This is a genomic window from Caulobacter sp. FV2ye17ST, from assembly GCF_058680955.1.
In genome coordinates this window covers 2,767,631-2,782,964 of record NZ_CM178727.1, presented here as the reverse complement: position 1 = coordinate 2,782,964, position 15,334 = coordinate 2,767,631, and the positions used below count along the sequence as shown (strand labels likewise).

General features: G+C 68.4%; 14 protein-coding genes. 9 read left to right on the top strand and 5 right to left on the bottom strand.

Going from position 1 to position 15,334, the window contains the following annotated elements; translation table 11 throughout:
* Nucleotides 1-71: 71 nt before the first annotated feature.
* Nucleotides 72-860, top strand: a complete 789-nt coding sequence (locus tag ACW17V_RS13355; protein WP_492105578.1) for a hypothetical protein — start codon at nucleotides 72-74, stop codon at nucleotides 858-860.
* On the opposite strand, the gene ACW17V_RS13350 is transcribed toward ACW17V_RS13355, so the two are convergent.
* Nucleotides 857-1,174, bottom strand: coding sequence for a heavy metal-binding domain-containing protein (locus ACW17V_RS13350; RefSeq protein WP_492105577.1), 318 nt, complete (start codon nucleotides 1,172-1,174; stop codon nucleotides 857-859). The two genes, ACW17V_RS13355 and ACW17V_RS13350, sit on opposite strands and share 4 nt — an antisense overlap.
* 192 nt (nucleotides 1,175-1,366) lie before the next feature.
* On the opposite strand from ACW17V_RS13350, the gene ACW17V_RS13345 reads away from it, so the two are divergent.
* Nucleotides 1,367-1,831: a DUF4112 domain-containing protein gene (locus tag ACW17V_RS13345; RefSeq protein ID WP_492108798.1), complete on the top strand. Its 465-nt coding sequence runs from the start codon at nucleotides 1,367-1,369 to the stop codon at nucleotides 1,829-1,831.
* A 43-nt stretch (nucleotides 1,832-1,874) separates the two neighbouring features.
* A complete protein-coding gene (locus ACW17V_RS13340; RefSeq protein WP_492105576.1) occupies nucleotides 1,875-2,312 on the top strand; it encodes a DUF4112 domain-containing protein in 438 nt (145 codons plus the stop codon).
* A gap of 9 nt (nucleotides 2,313-2,321) precedes the next feature.
* Here ACW17V_RS13340 and scpA read toward each other — a convergent pair whose 3' ends face one another.
* Together scpA and ACW17V_RS13330 are read right to left on the bottom strand one after the other, a co-directional pair.
* Nucleotides 2,322-4,475, bottom strand: a complete 2,154-nt coding sequence (gene scpA / locus ACW17V_RS13335) for a methylmalonyl-CoA mutase (RefSeq protein ID WP_492105575.1) — start codon at nucleotides 4,473-4,475, stop codon at nucleotides 2,322-2,324.
* Nucleotides 4,476-4,478: 3 nt separating this feature from the next.
* On the bottom strand, nucleotides 4,479-5,870 hold the full coding sequence (locus ACW17V_RS13330; protein ID WP_492108797.1) for a methylmalonyl-CoA mutase subunit beta: 1,392 nt from the start codon (nucleotides 5,868-5,870) through the stop codon (nucleotides 4,479-4,481).
* 232 nt (nucleotides 5,871-6,102) lie between these two features.
* Between ACW17V_RS13330 and ACW17V_RS13325 the strand changes: the two genes are divergently transcribed.
* The 5 genes from ACW17V_RS13325 (at nucleotide 6,103) to ACW17V_RS13305 (ending at nucleotide 12,990) form a co-directional block, all read left to right on the top strand.
* Entirely contained in the window at nucleotides 6,103-7,110 is a 1,008-nt protein-coding gene (locus tag ACW17V_RS13325; protein ID WP_492105574.1) for an NAD(P)H-dependent flavin oxidoreductase, read from the top strand.
* A gap of 106 nt (nucleotides 7,111-7,216) precedes the next feature.
* On the top strand, nucleotides 7,217-7,954 hold the full coding sequence (locus ACW17V_RS13320) for a DUF2793 domain-containing protein (RefSeq protein ID WP_492105573.1): 738 nt from the start codon (nucleotides 7,217-7,219) through the stop codon (nucleotides 7,952-7,954).
* 340 nt (nucleotides 7,955-8,294) lie between these two features.
* Entirely contained in the window at nucleotides 8,295-8,870 is a 576-nt protein-coding gene (locus ACW17V_RS13315) for a TMEM165/GDT1 family protein (protein ID WP_492105572.1), read from the top strand.
* 50 nt (nucleotides 8,871-8,920) lie between these two features.
* Nucleotides 8,921-12,520, top strand: a complete 3,600-nt coding sequence (locus ACW17V_RS13310) for a hydantoinase B/oxoprolinase family protein (protein ID WP_492105571.1) — start codon at nucleotides 8,921-8,923, stop codon at nucleotides 12,518-12,520.
* Nucleotides 12,520-12,990: a low molecular weight protein-tyrosine-phosphatase gene (locus ACW17V_RS13305; protein ID WP_492105570.1), complete on the top strand. Its 471-nt coding sequence runs from the start codon at nucleotides 12,520-12,522 to the stop codon at nucleotides 12,988-12,990. Before ACW17V_RS13310 ends, ACW17V_RS13305 begins: the two co-directional genes overlap by 1 nt.
* Nucleotides 12,991-12,999: 9 nt before the next feature.
* Here the strand turns inward: ACW17V_RS13305 and modB are convergent, their stop codons facing one another.
* Entirely contained in the window at nucleotides 13,000-13,662 is a 663-nt protein-coding gene (modB, locus tag ACW17V_RS13300; RefSeq protein WP_492105569.1) for a molybdate ABC transporter permease subunit, read from the bottom strand.
* Between the two features lie 3 nt (nucleotides 13,663-13,665).
* Nucleotides 13,666-14,421, bottom strand: a complete 756-nt coding sequence (modA, locus tag ACW17V_RS13295) for a molybdate ABC transporter substrate-binding protein (RefSeq protein ID WP_492105568.1) — start codon at nucleotides 14,419-14,421, stop codon at nucleotides 13,666-13,668.
* A 101-nt stretch (nucleotides 14,422-14,522) separates the two neighbouring features.
* Between modA and ACW17V_RS13290 the strand changes: the two genes are divergently transcribed.
* Nucleotides 14,523-15,323, top strand: coding sequence for a TOBE domain-containing protein (locus tag ACW17V_RS13290; protein ID WP_492105567.1), 801 nt, complete (start codon nucleotides 14,523-14,525; stop codon nucleotides 15,321-15,323).
* The last annotated feature ends 11 nt before the right edge of the window (nucleotides 15,324-15,334 follow it).

Genomic DNA, 15,334 nt, shown 5'->3' with positions numbered 1-15,334 from the left:
GACTAACATGACGGCGGCGGGGCGACCCGCCGCCGTTTTTGTATTGATATCCGCGTTGGGAGCCTGCTCGCGTGAACGCCATCATCCGGGGCAAGCCCGATAATCTGGACGAGATCGGCCTGCGTTTCGACCGGGCCGCGCTGACCAGGCCGGTCTATCTGAACAGCGTGCCCAAGGCCGGCACCCACCTGATCCGCAACCTCCTGCGGATGTTCGTGGCCCCCGAGCAGCACTGGCGGCGCGAATACATCCAGCACGCCATCCTGCGGCAGTTCGGGCCAGAAGCCTTCTCGAGCGCCAAGCCGATGATCAGCTGGGGGCACATGCTGTTCTCCGACGAGTCGGCCATCGCCCTGCGCGACGTGCGCCACATCGTGCTGGTGCGCGATCCCTATGACTGGGTGCTGGCGCGGGCGCGCTTCTATCTGTCCGACGAATTCCAGGGGAACCTGAACCATATCAAGGGCGGCGCGGCCTCGCCCGAGGACGTGATCATGATGATGATCATGGGCGCCCACGGAAAGGTCCCGGACCTGAAGGACATCTTCGCCCTCAACGCCGTGGCGTGGATGGGGTCGAACGCCGTTCTGGTGCGCTATGAGGACATCGTCGAAAGCCTGAACGACCTCGGCTCAAAGCGTGCGGAGGCGTTCTTCGCGAAGTTGCTGGCCAATTGCGGCCTGGACCTGCCGGCCGACTGGCGCGACCGGGTCGAAGCCGGGGCCGACCGCCGCGAGAGCCGCACGGCCAGCGAGAACCTCAACGTGACGGCGGATTTGCCCAAGGTGCTGTCGGAGACCCACAAGCGGGTTGTCGATTTTCATGCGCCGGGTCTGAGGACGCTGCTCGGCTACGCCTAGAGAACGACCGCGGTCCCCGATACCGAGACCATCATCATCGAACCGTTCGGCCCCACGGTGTTGTAGTCGAGGTCGACGGCCAGGATGGCGTTGGCGCCCAGCTTCTCGGCTTCCTTGACCAGGTTCTTCAGGGCGTCCTCGCGGGCGCGAGCCAGCACCCGTTCGTAGGACTTGGAATGGCCGCCGATGAAGTCGCGGATAGCCGCCATCAGATCCAGCACGACGTTCGCGCCAAGGATCGACTGGGCGTAGATCGCGCCCTTGTAGTCCTGAACCGGCCGGCCTTCGATGAAGGGCGTGGTCGAGATCAGCATGGATAAACCCCTGTGCGACGCACGCGCCAACGTCCTTAACTTAGGCGTAAACGTCGCCGTTCGCGAGGGGCTCCCCCGGAAAGCGTCACTTTCTGCCGCCATTCTCCCGTGAGGCGGGAATCTGGCGTTCCGCCACTTCCTGCGCGCCGATGGTTAAGGCAGATTGACCCTGGTTTTCGCTTTCGGAGTTTTCTGGTGATCTTCGCCAAGTCGCATCTCGACCTGCACAACATCCGAAGCAACGTCGAGCGGGTGAAGAAGCTGTCTGACAATGTCGTCGGCATCGGCCCGCTGGGCGTGGGCCTGGACGGCCTGCTGACCTGGATCCCCGGCGCGGGCGAGCTCTACAGCCTGGGCGCCGGCGGCCTGATCATCATGGACGCCGTGCGGGCTCGGGCCGCGCCGATGATCGTCATCCAGATCGTCGCCATCATCCTGATCGACACCGTGGCCGGCTCGCTTCCAGTGGCGGGCAAGGTCGCCGACGTGCTGTTCACCGGCCACAAGTGGTCGGCCGACATGCTGACCAAGCATATGGACGACACCATCTATTTCGAAGGCACGCGCAAGGAGGTCCAGGGCACGGCGGAATATCGCGACCTGCTGTCCCGTATCCAGGCCGGCAAGGAAAAGCGCCGCGTCGTCTTCCTGGGCTGACGAACCTCGACAACCATAATGCGGGCAGGGCGTTGACCAGAACATGACCGTTGAAGCCGCTCCCTATTCCGACACCCGTCGCGCGCGCGCTCACCGCGCCTGGAAATCGGCCGAGACGATCAAGGGCCTGTCCGATCGCCTGATCGGCATCGGGCCGTTCGGTCTGGGCCTGGACGGCGTGCTGTCCTGGGTGCCCGTGGTGGGGCCGCTCTACAGCATGGGGGCAGGCGGCCTACTCCTGATCCATGGCATGTCGGGCGGGGCCTCGTTTCTGACCCTGGCGCGGATGGCGGCCTATATCGCCATGGACACCGCCACCGACGCGGTGCCGATCGCCGGCTCGGTGGTGGACATGATGTTCCCCGGCCACCTGATGGCCGCCAAGGCCCTGCAGAAGGACATCGAGGCGCGGCATGGCTTGCCGGACGATGTGGCGCTGAAGCGCGCTCCCAAGAAGCGCGCCAAGGCGGGCAAGCGCTGACCTGATCGTCTAGGCCGCCGCGCCCTGGGTGTAGCCCAACTGAACGTTGAGCTTCTCCAGCACCTCGATGGCCGCCTCGGCGATCACCGTGCCGGGCGGGAAGATGCTGGCGGCGCCGGCGTCGAGCAGGGCCTGGAAGTCTTGGGGCGGGATCACGCCGCCCACCACCACGACCATCTCCGAATGACCCAACCTGGCCAGTTCAGCCTTCAGTTCCGGCACCAGGGTCAGGTGACCCGCCGCCAGGGACGAGGCGCCCACCACATGCACGCCCGCCGCGATGGCGGCCTCAGCCGCTTCACCCGGGGTCTGGAACAGCGGGCCGATCTCGACCTTGAAGCCCAGGTCGGAGAAGGCGCTGGCGATCACCTTCTGGCCGCGGTCGTGGCCGTCCTGGCCCATCTTGGCGACCATGATGCGCGGCGGACCGCCGTCGGCCTCCCTGAACGCCGCGACCATGGCGCGGGCGCGGGCGGCCTTGGGATCGGCGCCGGCTTCCTTGCCATAGACGCCCTCGATGGTCTGGATCACGGCGCGGTGGCGGCCAAAGACGTTTTCCATCGCCAGGCTGATCTCCCCGACCGTGGCCTTGGCGCGGGCGGCGTCGACGGCCAGGGCCAGCAGGTTGCCAGTCCCGCGCGCGCCGTCTTCCAGCGCCTTCAGCGCCGCCGCCGTGGCGGCCGGATCGCGTTCGGCCTTCAGGCGGGCTAGTTTCTCCAGCTGCTGGGCGCGGACCGAGCTGTTGTCCACCTTCAGCATCGGGATCACGTCCTCAACCTCGGGCTTGTAGCGATTGACGCCCACCACGCTCTGGCGATTGGCGTCGATGCGGGCCTGGGTCTTGGCGGCGGCCTCCTCGATGCGCAGCTTGGGCAGGCCGCGCTCGATGGCCTTGGCCATGCCGCCGGCCGCCTCGACCTCTTCGATGTGGGCCAGAGCCTTCTGGGCCAGGTCATAGGTCAGGCGTTCGACATAGTAGCTGCCGCCCCACGGGTCGGCGACGCGGGTCGTGCCGCTTTCCATCTGCAGGAACAGCTGGGTGTTGCGGGCAATGCGGGCCGAGAAGTCGGTCGGCAGGGCCAGGGCCTCGTCGAGGGCGTTGGTGTGCAGGCTCTGGGTCTGGCCGTTCACGGCCGCCATGGCCTCGACGCAGGTGCGCGAGACGTTGTTGAACACGTCCTGCGCCGCCAGCGACCAGCCCGAGGTCTGGCTGTGGGTGCGCAGGGAGAGGCTGCGGTCGTCCTTCGGATCGAACTCGCGCTTCATCAGGCGGGCCCACAGCAGGCGGGCCGCGCGCATCTTCGCCACTTCCATGAAGTAGTTCATGCCGATGGCCCAGAAGAAGCTCAGGCGCGGGGCGAACACGTCGATGCTCATGCCGGCCGCGACGCCGGCCCGGGCATATTCGATGCCGTCAGCCAGGGTATAGGCCAGCTCCAGGTCGGCCGTCGCTCCGGCCTCCTGCATGTGGTAGCCGCTGATCGAGATCGAGTTGAACTTCGGCATGTTGGTCGAAGTGTATGAAAAGATGTCGGAAATGATCCGCATCGAAGGCGCGGGCGGATAGATGTAGGTGTTCCGCACCATGAACTCTTTGAGGATGTCGTTCTGGATCGTGCCCGACAGCTTGTCGGGGGAAACGCCCTGTTCCTCGGCGGCGACGATGTAGAGCGCCAGGATCGGCAGCACCGCGCCGTTCATGGTCATCGACACGCTCATCTTGTCCAGCGGGATGCCCGAGAAGAGGGTGCGCATGTCCAGGATCGAGTCGATGGCGACGCCCGCCATGCCGACATCGCCCTTCACCCGCTCGTGGTCGCTGTCATAGCCGCGGTGGGTGGCCAGGTCGAAGGCCACCGACAGGCCCATCTGACCAGCCGCCAGGTTGCGCCGGTAAAAGGCGTTGGAGTCCTCGGCCGTCGAGAAGCCGGCGTACTGCCGCACCGTCCACGGGTTGGTGACGTACATGGTCGGGTAGGGACCGCGCACGAATGGCGCGACGCCGGGATAGCCGCCCGTGAAGTCCAGGCCTTCGACATCGGCGGCGGTGAAGGCGGGGGCGACATCGACGCCCTCGGGCGTGTTCCAGACGGCGCCTTCCGGCGCGGCGCCGGTGGCGACCTCGGCGAAGTCGATCGTCGTGAAGTCAGGGAACTTGGTCATGGTTCAGGCTCCCTCGAAGGCGGCGGCGAAGCGGATGGGCGTCAGGGCGGGGCACGTCGAGTCCGGCCCTGGCAGCCTGGGATCTGGCCCCTCCACGGCGAAGACGGAGGGATCGACGGTCTCGACCTCGGCCGGCTTGTCCTCAGCGTTGGGGAACACGGTGACGCCCAGGATCTTGCGGCTCTTGTCGGCGAAGGCGGCCTGCTGACCGGCGCGGGTGGCGGCGACGGTGTCAGCGATAAGACCGGTCTCCAGCGCCTTGACGATCCCGCCGGCGCCCTCGATGGCCTGGAAGCTGGTCCAGGCGGCGCGGGCGATCTGGTCGGTCAGGCTGTCGAGATACCAGGACCCGCCTGCCGGATCGGCGACGCGGCCCAGATTGCTCTCCTCCATCAACACCAGCTGGGTGTTGCGAGCCTGACGGCGGGCGAAGGTGGTGGGCAGGCCGATGGCGTCGGTGAAGGCGCCCAGAACCACCACGTCGGCCCCGCCGACCGCGCCGGCGAACCCGGCCGAGGTCAGGCGGAGCAGGTTGGTCCAAGCGTCTTTCGTGGTCAGCATGCGGCCCGAGGACCGCGCCTCGATGGCGGCCGGAACGCTGACGCCGCAGGCCTGGGTCAGGCGCGCCCACAGGGCCCGGGCGGCGCGAACCTTGGCGACGCCGGTGAAATACTCGCCGTCCAGGCTGACGCCCAGCACGATGCGGCCGAAGGCGTCTTCCATCGACAGGCCCGAGCGCACCAGGGCCTTGGCGTAGGCCAGGGCGCTGGCGGTCATGAAGGCCAGCTCCTCGGTGTTGGAGCCGCCGGCCTCGTGCGCGGCGCGTCCCGTGGCCAGGAACAGGCTGGCCCTCGCATAGGTCGTCGCCAGACGCGCGCCGACCGTGGCGGCGTTGAAGATGTGACTCTCGATCGGGCCGGGGCTGGTTCCCGCTTCCGCGAAGGCGGTCAGCGGGTCCATGTGGAAGGCCATCGGCGCATTGGGCGCGGCCTTGGCCACGGCGCCCAGCCAGTCGGCGGCCTTTGGGCCCAGCCAGCCGGCGTCCAGCGCCACTGGAGCCAGGTCGATCAATACTTTGTCTAGCGCTTTGGCCATGTCGTCGGCGGAGCCGAGGGCAACGCCCTTCACGCCCGCAGGATCGACGGCCAGCAACACCGAGGCCGCGCCGTTTTGCAGGTCCACGAGGATATCCTGAGCCGCCCGCTCGGGATCAGCATGGGCCATCCGCATCCGCAGGTCCCAGGGCCGGTCGGCGTCGCGGGCGCGCAGGTCGCGGGCGACGAGCACGCCATCCTTTGCGGTGTAGAGCGGCTGGATGGTCAGGCCGTCGGGCGTGCGGACGGTCAGGGCTTCGTCAAAGCTCTGACCTTTCAGGGTCTTTTCGACCAGCGCCATCCAGCGGGCGCGAACCGTCGCGTCGTCCGGGGCGGCGAAATCATCGGCCAGAGGCGTCGTGGCCTGGGTCAAAGCGTCTCTCTCCTGCAGTGCAGCATTTTTATCTTTTCGACGGTGATGCGCCCCTGCCGCTAGGGCCGTCAAGTCTTGCGCCCGCCCCAAACAAGCGTTTAAGCTGAACGCTGTTTACATGCGCGGCGCCCAACGCCGCCTCCTAGGGGAGCCGATTTTCATGGCCTTGCCGCCCATCCTTCGCGATCGTCTTCGCCTGCCGGTCATTGCCTCGCCGCTGTTCATCATCAGCAATCCTGATCTCGTGATCGCTCAGTGCAAGGCCGGGATCGTCGGTTCTTTCCCCTCGCTGAACGCTCGCCCGATCTCGCAGCTGGACGAGTGGCTGCACCGCATCACCGAGGAGCTGGCCGCCTATGACCGCGCCCACCCCGAAGCGCCGTCGGCCCCGTTCGCGGTCAACCAGATCGTCCACCGCACCAACAACCGGCTCGAGGAGGACATCGAGCTGTGCGTGAAATACAAGGCGCCCGTGGTGATCACCTCGCTGGGGGCCCGCGAGGACCTCAACGCCGCGATCCATTCGTACGGCGGCATCACGATGCACGACGTCATCAACGACAAGCATGCCCACAAGGCCATCGAGAAGGGCGCTGACGGCCTGATCCCGGTCGCGGCCGGCGCGGGCGGCCACGCCGGCACCCTGTCGCCCTTCGCCCTGATCCAGGAAATCCGCCAGTGGTTCGACGGGCCGGTGGCGCTGTCGGGTTCGATCGCCTGCGGCCGCTCGATCCTGGCCGCCCAGGCCATGGGCGCGGACCTGGCCTATATCGGCTCGGCCTTCATCGCGACCCAGGAAGCCAATGCGGCCCAGGGCTACAAGGACATGATCGTCGAGAGCCACGCCGACGACATCCTCTATTCCAACCTCTTCACCGGCGTGCACGGCAACTATCTACGCCCCTCGGTGATCAAGGCGGGCATGGATCCCGACAACCTGCCGGTCAGCGATCCGTCGGCCATGAACTTCGGTTCGGGCGGCAACCAGGAAGCCAAGGCCTGGCGCGACATCTGGGGCTGCGGCCAGGGCATCGGCGCCATCGACGCGGTGCTGACCGCCGGCGAACTCATCGCCAAGTTCTCGGAAGAGTATGAGCAGGCCAAGGCCGAACTGGCCGCCAAGACCGCCCTCACATCGGGCAACCATCTGGCCTTCGCGGCCGAGTAGCGACACGCTGGAGCGGGGACGGGGACGGGGATCGACCAAGGTCGGTCCCCGGCTCTGCCAGCGGGGCGATCCTTGAGGCGAGTTCAACGCCTTTCAAGGATTCCCGATGTTCGACGAAACCACCCCGCGCCTGGGCCTGCCCTATGTGGTCGCCGCCCAGGCCCAGAAGCATATCCCCATCAATGAAAGCCTCGCCCGGCTGGACGGTCTGGTCCAACTGGCGGTCGAGAGCCGCGTCGTGGCGGCGCAGCCGGTCAGCCCGGTCGGCGGCGGCGTCTGGATCCTGCCGGCCGGCGCCACGGGCGCGGCCTGGGCGGGGCAGCCCGCCGGGACGCTGATGCGCTTCGAAGCCGGCGTCTGGGAGGCCGTCTCCCTGGGCGAAGGGGTGCTGGCCTGGGTCAAGGATGAGAACCAGGTGGTCGCCTTCGATGGCGCGGTCTGGGCGCCCCTGTCGGCCAGCTTCAAGAGCCTGACCGCCGCCGCTTCGCCGGGTCTGGCCAATACCCGGCTGGAAATCCGCGAGGAGGAGACGACGCTGTCGGGCGCGACGACCTCGACGGCGATCGTGATCCCGGCGCGAGCCATCGTGTTGGCGGTCTCGACCCGGACCACGGTCGCGGTGACGGGGGCGACGTCCTACAGCTGCGGGGTGGCCGGAGAGGCGGGCAAGTTCGGCGGTTCGCTGGGCGCGGCCAGGAACGCCAGCAATGTCGGGGTGATCGGTCCGACGGCCTACTATTCCGATACCCCGGTGCTGCTGACCTCGGCTGGTGGCAATTTCACCGGCGGCAAGGTGCGGGTGGCGGTGCATCTGCTGCGGTTCGACGCGCCGGCCAGCGTATAGCCCTCCCGTCGGCGGATGGGGGAGGGTTGGGTGGGGGTGACTAGGGCGGTGACGGCTGAACCGCCCTAGTCACCCCCATCCCCGACCCTTCCCCCATCAAGGGGGAAGGGAGATTGACCACGGGCAATCCTCCCGCTAAACGCCGCTCACCTTTGGGGAGTAGCCGCCTGCGCGTATCAGCAGGCCCCGCCGTCAACACACTTGGATCTCCGGATCCATGGCGCGGGGAGGGAAGCGATCATCCGCTTCCATGGCGAGACCAATGGCGCCGATATCCTCCCGGGCTGGGTGGGACGTCGACGCTATTGGCATGCGCCCGGCCCGGAAGGTTTCTGATCCCATGGAATCCCTGTTCGTCTCGACCCTGGTCGTGGCCATCGCCGAGATCGGCGACAAGACCCAGCTTCTGGCCATGATCCTGGCCACGCGCTTCAAGAAGCCCGTGCCGATCATCCTGGGCATTCTGGTCGCCACCCTGGCCAACCATGCCCTGGCCGCCACGGCGGGCTACTGGGTCTCCGACCTGCTGAGCGGCCAGTGGTTCAAATGGGCCATCGCCGTGTCGTTCATCGCCATGGCCGCCTGGGCGCTGATCCCTGACAAGGCCGATGACGAGGATGGCTCCAGCGCCGGGCGCTATGGCGTGTTCGTCACCACCACCATCGCCTTCTTCCTGGTCGAGATGGGCGACAAGACCCAGATCGCCACGGTGGCCCTGGGCGCCAAGTTCCACTCGATCTTCTGGGTCGCGGCCGGCACCACCCTGGGCATGATGATCGCCAACATTCCGGCGGTGTATCTGGGCGAGGCGGCGACCAAGATCGTGCCGCTCAAGTACGTACGGATCGGCGCCGCGCTGATCTTCCTGGCGCTGGGCGTCTGGGCGGCGGTCGAGGCGGCGGGGCTCTTCCGCTAGGCCCCCAACGCCGGTTAAGGGAAGGGCGTAGCAGGAGCCGCGTCCTTCCCATGACCTCTGACGATCAGAACCTGCGCGGCTGGGAGTTCTGGATCGATCGCGGCGGCACCTTCACCGACATCGTGGCGCGGCGACCGGACGGGTCGCTGGTCACCCACAAGCTGCTCTCCGAAAATCCCGAGCAATATGCCGACGCCGCAGTGGCGGGCGTGCGGGCCCTGCTGCCGGCCGGCGCGCGCATCGACGCGGTGAAGATGGGCACCACGGTGGCCACCAACGCCCTGCTGGAACGCAAGGGCGAGCCGACCGTGCTGGCGATCACCGCCGGCCACGCTGACGCGCTGCGGATCGGCTACCAGGCGCGGCCGAAGCTGTTCGAGCGCCACATCATCAAGCCCGAAGCCCTGTACGACCACGTCGTCGAGATCGATGAGCGGATCAGCGTCGAGGGCGCGGTTCTGCGCCCGCTGGACGAGGCCGCCGCGCGAGGGGGTCTGCAGGCCGCCTTCGACGCCGGCTTCTGCGCCGTGGCCATCGTGCTGCTGCATGGCTTCCGTTTCACCGATCATGAGGCGCGCGTCGCGGCCATCGCCCGCGAGATCGGCTTCACTCAGGTGTCGGTCAGCCACGAGGTCAGCCCGCTCATGAAGCTGGTCGGACGGGGCGACACCACGGTGGTCGACGCCTATCTGTCACCGATCCTGCGCCGCTATGTCGACCGGGTGGCAAGCGAGCTGGGCGAGGACACGCGGCTGCTGTTCATGCAGTCGAACGGCGGCCTCACCGACGCCCGGGCCTTCCGGGGCAAGGACGCCATCCTGTCAGGTCCCGCCGGCGGCGTGGTCGGCATGGCGCGCACGGCGGCGCAGGCGGGCTTCGACCGCGTCATCGGCTTCGACATGGGCGGCACCTCGACCGACGTCTGCCACTATGCCGGCGAGTATGAGCGGGCCTTCGAGACCGTGGTGGCCGGCGTGCGGATGCGCGCGCCGATGATGAACATCCACACGGTGGCGGCCGGCGGCGGGTCGATCTGCGGCTTTGACGGCGCGCGCCTGAGGGTGGGGCCGGCTTCGGCCGGAGCGGTTCCGGGACCGGCGGCCTATCGCCGGGGCGGGCCGCTGACGGTCACCGACTGCAACGTCATGCTGGGCAAGCTGCGGCCGGAATTCTTCCCGGCCGTGTTTGGCCCCAATGCCGACCAGCCGCTGGACGCGCAGGCCGTGGCCGCCGGCTTCGCCAGGCTGGCCGCCGAGATTCTGGCCGCCACCGGCGAGGCCATGAGCCCGGAGGCCATCGCCGAGGGCTTCCTGACCATCGCCGTCGAAAACATGGCCAAGGCCGTGCGCCAGATCTCGATCCAGCGCGGCTACGACGTCACCCGCTATGTGCTGGCCTGTTTCGGCGGGGCGGGGGGGCAGCACGCCTGTCTGGTCGCCGACGCGCTGGGCATGACCCGGGTGATGATCCACCCGTTCGCCGGGGTGCTGTCCGCCTACGGCATGGGTCTGGCCGATCTGCGGCTGATCCGCGAAGTGACGGTGGAGCGGCCGCTGGCCGAGGCCGCCGCTGATCTGGGCGAGCAGGCGAAGGCGCTGTCCATCGAGGCCGAGACCGCCCTGCGCGCCCAGGCCGTGCCGGTGGCTTCCGTCGAGACCCTGGCCACCCTGCGCGTGAAATATGCCGGGACCGACACGCCGCTGGTCGTGTCGCTGGCCGACGAGGACGGCGTCCGCGCCGCGTTCGAAGAGATGCACCAGCGCCGCTTCGGCTTCACCTCGCCGACCACGGCCCTGGTGGTCGAGACGCTGTCGGTGGAGGCCATCGGTCATTCGGACGCCGGAGCGGCGCCGGATCTGGGAGGTGGCGCCTCAGGCGTTCCTGAGCCCCTCACGACGGTCGAGGTGCGAATGGCCGGACACTCCAGGGCGACCCCGGTGTTCGACCGCGAAACCCTGGCTGTCGGCTCCGAGATCAAGGGCCCGGCCATCATCCGCGAGGCCACCGGCACCACCGTCGTCGAGCCCGGCTGGCGCGCGACCGTGGACGCCCGGCTGAACCTGATCCTCGACCGCGTTGAGGCCCTGCCGACCCGCCGCGCCATCGGAACCCGGGCCGATCCGGTGATGCTGGAGGTGTTCAACAACCTCTTCATGGCCGTGGCCGAGGAGATGGGGTTCGCCCTGCAAAACACCGCCTATTCGGTCAATATCAAGGAGCGGCTGGACTTCTCCTGCGCCCTGTTCGATCGCGACGGCAACCTGATCGCCAACGCGCCGCACATGCCGGTGCATCTGGGCTCGATGGGTGACAGCGTGCGGGCCATCCGCGATGCGCGCGACGGCTATGGCCGGGGCATGAAGCCGGGCGACGTCTACATGCTCAACGCGCCCTACAAGGGCGGCACCCACCTGCCGGACGTCACCGTGGTGATGCCGGTGTTCGATGCGGCGGGGGCGCTCCTGTTCTATGTCGCCGCGCGCGGGCACCAGGGCGACATCGGCGGCATCACGCCGGGCTCGATGCCGCCCAACAGCCGCACGGTCGAGGAGGAGGGGGTTCTGATCGAGAACTTCCTGCTGGTCGAGGGCGGGCGGTTCCTGGAGGCCGAGACCCGCGCCCTGCTGGCCTCGGGCCGGTGGCCGGCCCGCAATCCCGACCAGAACATCGGCGACCTCAAGGCCCAGATCGCCGCCTGCGCGCGCGGGGCTGAAAGCCTGACGGGCCTCGTCGCCGAGTTCGGCCAGGACGTGGTCGAGGCCTATATGGCCCACGTGCAGGACAATGCCGAGGAGGCGGTGCGCCGGGTGCTGGCGACGCTGAGCGACGGATCGTTCGCCTATGAACTGGACGACGGCTCGGTGGTGAAGGTGGCGATCACCGTCGACCAGAAGGCCCGCATCGCGCGGGTCGATTTCGCCGGCACCAGCGACCAGGTCCCGACCAATTTCAACGCTCCGGCCTCGATCTGCCGGGCGGCGGCGCTGTACGTCTTCCGCACGCTGGTCGATGACGAGATCCCGATGAACGACGGCTGCCTGCGACCGGTGCAGTTGGTCATTCCCGAGGGCTCGATGCTGCGACCGCGCTATCCGGCGGCGGTGGTGGCCGGCAATGTCGAGACCAGTCAGGTGGTGGTCGATGCGCTGTACGGCGCGCTCGGCGTCATGGCCGGCGCACAGGGCACGATGAACAACTTCACCTTCGGCGACGACCGTCGCCAGTACTACGAGACCATCTGCGGCGGCTCTGGCGCGGGGCCGGATTTCGATGGGACCGACGCCGTCCAGACCCACATGACCAACAGCCGTCTGACCGATCCGGAGGTGCTGGAGACCCGCTATCCGGTGCTGGTCGAGGCCTTTTCGATCCGGCGCGGTTCGGGCGGCGCGGGCGCGCATCGAGGCGGAGACGGGGTGGTGCGCAGGATCGGCTTCCGCGAGCCGATGACCGCCACCCTGCTGTCCAACCGCCGTCGCGTGCCGCCGTTCGGACTGGCGGGCGGTGGCCCTGGCGCGCTGGGAACCGCGCGGGTCGAGCGGGCGGACGGCACGGCTCAGGTCTTGGCGGCCACTGACCTGGTCGAGGTCGCGGCGGGCGACGCCATCATCATCGAGACGCCCGGCGGCGGCGGCTGGGGCGCGCCCTGATGCGGCCTGCGGTTCTGTTTGTGTGTCTTGGCAATATCTGTCGATCACCGCTCGCCGAAGGCGCCTTTCGGGCCGAGGCCCAGGCCATCGGGCTGGATGTTCTGGTCGATTCGGCGGGCACGGGGGGGTGGCATGCGGGTTCCGCGCCGGATGGGCGCGCCATTGCCGCCGCGCAGCGCCACGGTGTTGATATCAGCCGCCAGATCGCCCGCAAGGTCACGGCCGACGACTTCCGGCGCTTCACCCACATTCTGGCGTTAGACCACGACAACCTGAGGAAGCTGCGCGCCCTGCGCCCGGTCGACGGCGCGGCGGAGCTGGGCCTGCTGCTGGACTATGCCGAGGGGCTGGAGGGACGCGCCGTGGCCGATCCCTACTATGGCAAGGCGGCGGGGTTTGACGTGACCTGGCGCGAAGTGGCCCTTGCGGCGCGGGGCCTTGCGCTGTCGCTGGCGTCGCGGGGCGACTGACAGGTTCGCTCAGTCCGCCCGCGTCGCCCGCTGTTCCATCAGCAACAGCGTCAAGGTCACCAGGAAGCCGAAGATCAGTAGCAGCGCCGCCAGCTGGTGCGCCTCGCTCCAGCGCAGTTGCTCGACCAGCTGGAAGATCTCGACCGACAGCACCTGGGTCTGGCCCGGAATGCCGCCGCCCAGCATCATCACCACGCCGAACTCGCCTACCGTATGGGCGAAGGACAGGATGGCGGCGACGGCGTAGCCGGGCAGGGCCAGGGGCAGGGCCACGCGGGCGAAGCTCTGCCAGCGCGAGGCGCCCAGGGTGGCCGCGGCCTCCATTGGTTCCTCGCCCAGGGCGATGAAGGCGTTGCGCAGGGGCTGCACGGCGAAGGGCAGGGAGTAGATCAGCGAGCCGATCACCAGCCCCTCGAAGGTGAAGGCCAGGGTGCGGATTCCGAAGGCCTGCAACGGGGCCATCAGCACGCTGTGCGGCCCAAGCGCGATCAGCAGATAGAAGCCGAGCACGGTGGGCGGCAGGACGATCGGCAGGGCGACCACGGCGCCGACCACGGGCTTCCACCGCGACGTTCCCCGCGCCAGCCACCAGGCCAGGGGCGTGGCCAGAACCAGCAGCAGGATCGTGGTGATCCCCGCCAGCTTGACCGTCAGCCACAGCACCGAAAGCATGGCTCAGCGAACCTCGTAGCCGTAGCGGCGGATGATGGCCTTGGCCTCGGCGCTCTTCAGGAACGACAGGAAGGCCCTGGCGGCGTCGTTGCCGGCGCCGGTCTTCAGCAGCACCGCCTGCTGGTCGATGGGCGAGTGGTTGGCGTTCGGCACGATCCAGCGCGAGCCGCCGGGCTCGTTGATCACCTGCGACAGGGCCACAAAGCCCAGCTGCGCCGCGCCAGTCTGCACATACTGGTAGGTCTGGGTGATCGAGGAGCCCGTGACGATCCTTGGCTTCAGGGCGTCCTGCAGCTTCAGCCGGGTGAGGGTTTCGATGGCGGCCTGGCCATAGGGTGCGGATTTGGGATCGGCGATAGCCAGTTTCTCAAAGCCGCCCTTTGCCAGCACCGCGCCCTTGCCGTCGACCAGACCCGGCGTCCTGCTCCAGAGGACCAGACGTCCGGTGGCATAGGTGAAGCGTGTGCCGGCCACGGCCAGACCCTCGGCTTCGGCCCGGGTCGGCCGTTCGGCGTCCGCCGACAGGAAAACCTCGAACGGCGCGCCGTTGGCGATCTGGGTGTAGAACTGGCCGGAGGATCCAAAGCTCAGGGTCGCCTTGTGGCCGGTTCGGGCCTCGAACTTCGCCGCGATCGCCTTGGCGGGTTCGGTGAAGTTGGCGGCGACCGCTACCCTGGTTTCAGTCGCCAGGGCCGAGCCGCCGATCAGCATCGCCAGGCCGGCGGCGAGGACAGCCATCAGGGGGCGGCGAGCGAGCATGCAGGACCTTGGCGGGCTTGGAGTCGGCGACCAGACAGCGTTATGTAGCAAGACTGCATAACGCTGTCCCATTTTCCGTTCGGGCCCGATCAGGAACAACCATGGCCATTGATGGCGAACTCAGCGCCTCGCTCGTCCTGCGCCGGGGCGCCCTGGCGCGGGTGGGGCTGGAGCGCGTAGCCCTGCTGGAGGCCGTCGGCGAGGCGGGGTCGATCACCGCCGCCGCCCAGCGGCTGGGCCTGAGTTACAAGGGCGCGTGGGACGCGATCCAGGCGCTAAACAATCTGTTCGACGCCCCTCTGATCGCCGCCAGCGCCGGCGGTAAGGCGGGCGGGGCGACGACCCTCACCCCGCGCGGCCATGCGGTGATCAAGGCCTTTCGCGAGGTTGAGCGCGAGATCGGCGCGGCCCTGGCGCGGCTGGAGGCCGGGCTGGCGTCGGCGCCCGAGCAGGGTCTGGGCGAGCTCTTCTGGAGCCTGGGTCTGCGCACCAGCGCCCGCAACGCCCTGCGCGGAACCGTGGCGCGCATCGGGGCGGGGACGGTGACCGTCGAGGTCACGCTCTCGCTGGGCGACGGCGTCGAGATCGTTTCGGTGATCACCCGGCGCAGCGCTGATGAGCTGGGTCTGACGGTCGGCAAGCCGGCCATCGCCCTGATCAAGTCCAGCTTTGTCAGGATCGTGCGAAGCGCTGACGCTGGGGGTGGGGCCAATCGCCTGACCGGCGCGATCCTCGACCGCGAGGATGGCGAGCTGACCAGCGAGGTCAGCCTGACCCTGTCCGCCGGCAAGTCCCTGGTCGCGACCCTGTCGCGCGCCGACGCGGACGCCATGGCGTTGAGGCCCGGTGATGCGGTCGTCGCCATCGTCGAGCCCTCGGACGTGATCCTGGCCGTCGAATAGCGCGGGCGTTC

What these genes read in the sequence shown, in the direction of transcription:
- ACW17V_RS13330 (WP_492108797.1), bottom strand. Translation starts at nt 5,870, where the DNA reads ATGGCGCTGGTCGAAAAGACCCTGAAAGGTCAGAGCTTTGACGAAGCC.
- ACW17V_RS13310 (WP_492105571.1), top strand. Translation starts at nt 8,921, where the DNA reads ATGACCTCTGACGATCAGAACCTGCGCGGCTGGGAGTTCTGGATCGAT.
- ACW17V_RS13315 (WP_492105572.1), top strand. Translation starts at nt 8,295, where the DNA reads ATGGAATCCCTGTTCGTCTCGACCCTGGTCGTGGCCATCGCCGAGATC.
- ACW17V_RS13340 (WP_492105576.1), top strand. Translation starts at nt 1,875, where the DNA reads ATGACCGTTGAAGCCGCTCCCTATTCCGACACCCGTCGCGCGCGCGCT.
- ACW17V_RS13320 (WP_492105573.1), top strand. Translation starts at nt 7,217, where the DNA reads ATGTTCGACGAAACCACCCCGCGCCTGGGCCTGCCCTATGTGGTCGCC.
- ACW17V_RS13350 (WP_492105577.1), bottom strand. Translation starts at nt 1,174, where the DNA reads ATGCTGATCTCGACCACGCCCTTCATCGAAGGCCGGCCGGTTCAGGAC.
- ACW17V_RS13305 (WP_492105570.1), top strand. Translation starts at nt 12,520, where the DNA reads ATGCGGCCTGCGGTTCTGTTTGTGTGTCTTGGCAATATCTGTCGATCA.
- modA (WP_492105568.1), bottom strand. Translation starts at nt 14,421, where the DNA reads ATGCTCGCTCGCCGCCCCCTGATGGCTGTCCTCGCCGCCGGCCTGGCG.
- modB (WP_492105569.1), bottom strand. Translation starts at nt 13,662, where the DNA reads ATGCTTTCGGTGCTGTGGCTGACGGTCAAGCTGGCGGGGATCACCACG.
- ACW17V_RS13290 (WP_492105567.1), top strand. Translation starts at nt 14,523, where the DNA reads ATGGCCATTGATGGCGAACTCAGCGCCTCGCTCGTCCTGCGCCGGGGC.
- scpA (WP_492105575.1), bottom strand. Translation starts at nt 4,475, where the DNA reads ATGACCAAGTTCCCTGACTTCACGACGATCGACTTCGCCGAGGTCGCC.
- ACW17V_RS13325 (WP_492105574.1), top strand. Translation starts at nt 6,103, where the DNA reads ATGGCCTTGCCGCCCATCCTTCGCGATCGTCTTCGCCTGCCGGTCATT.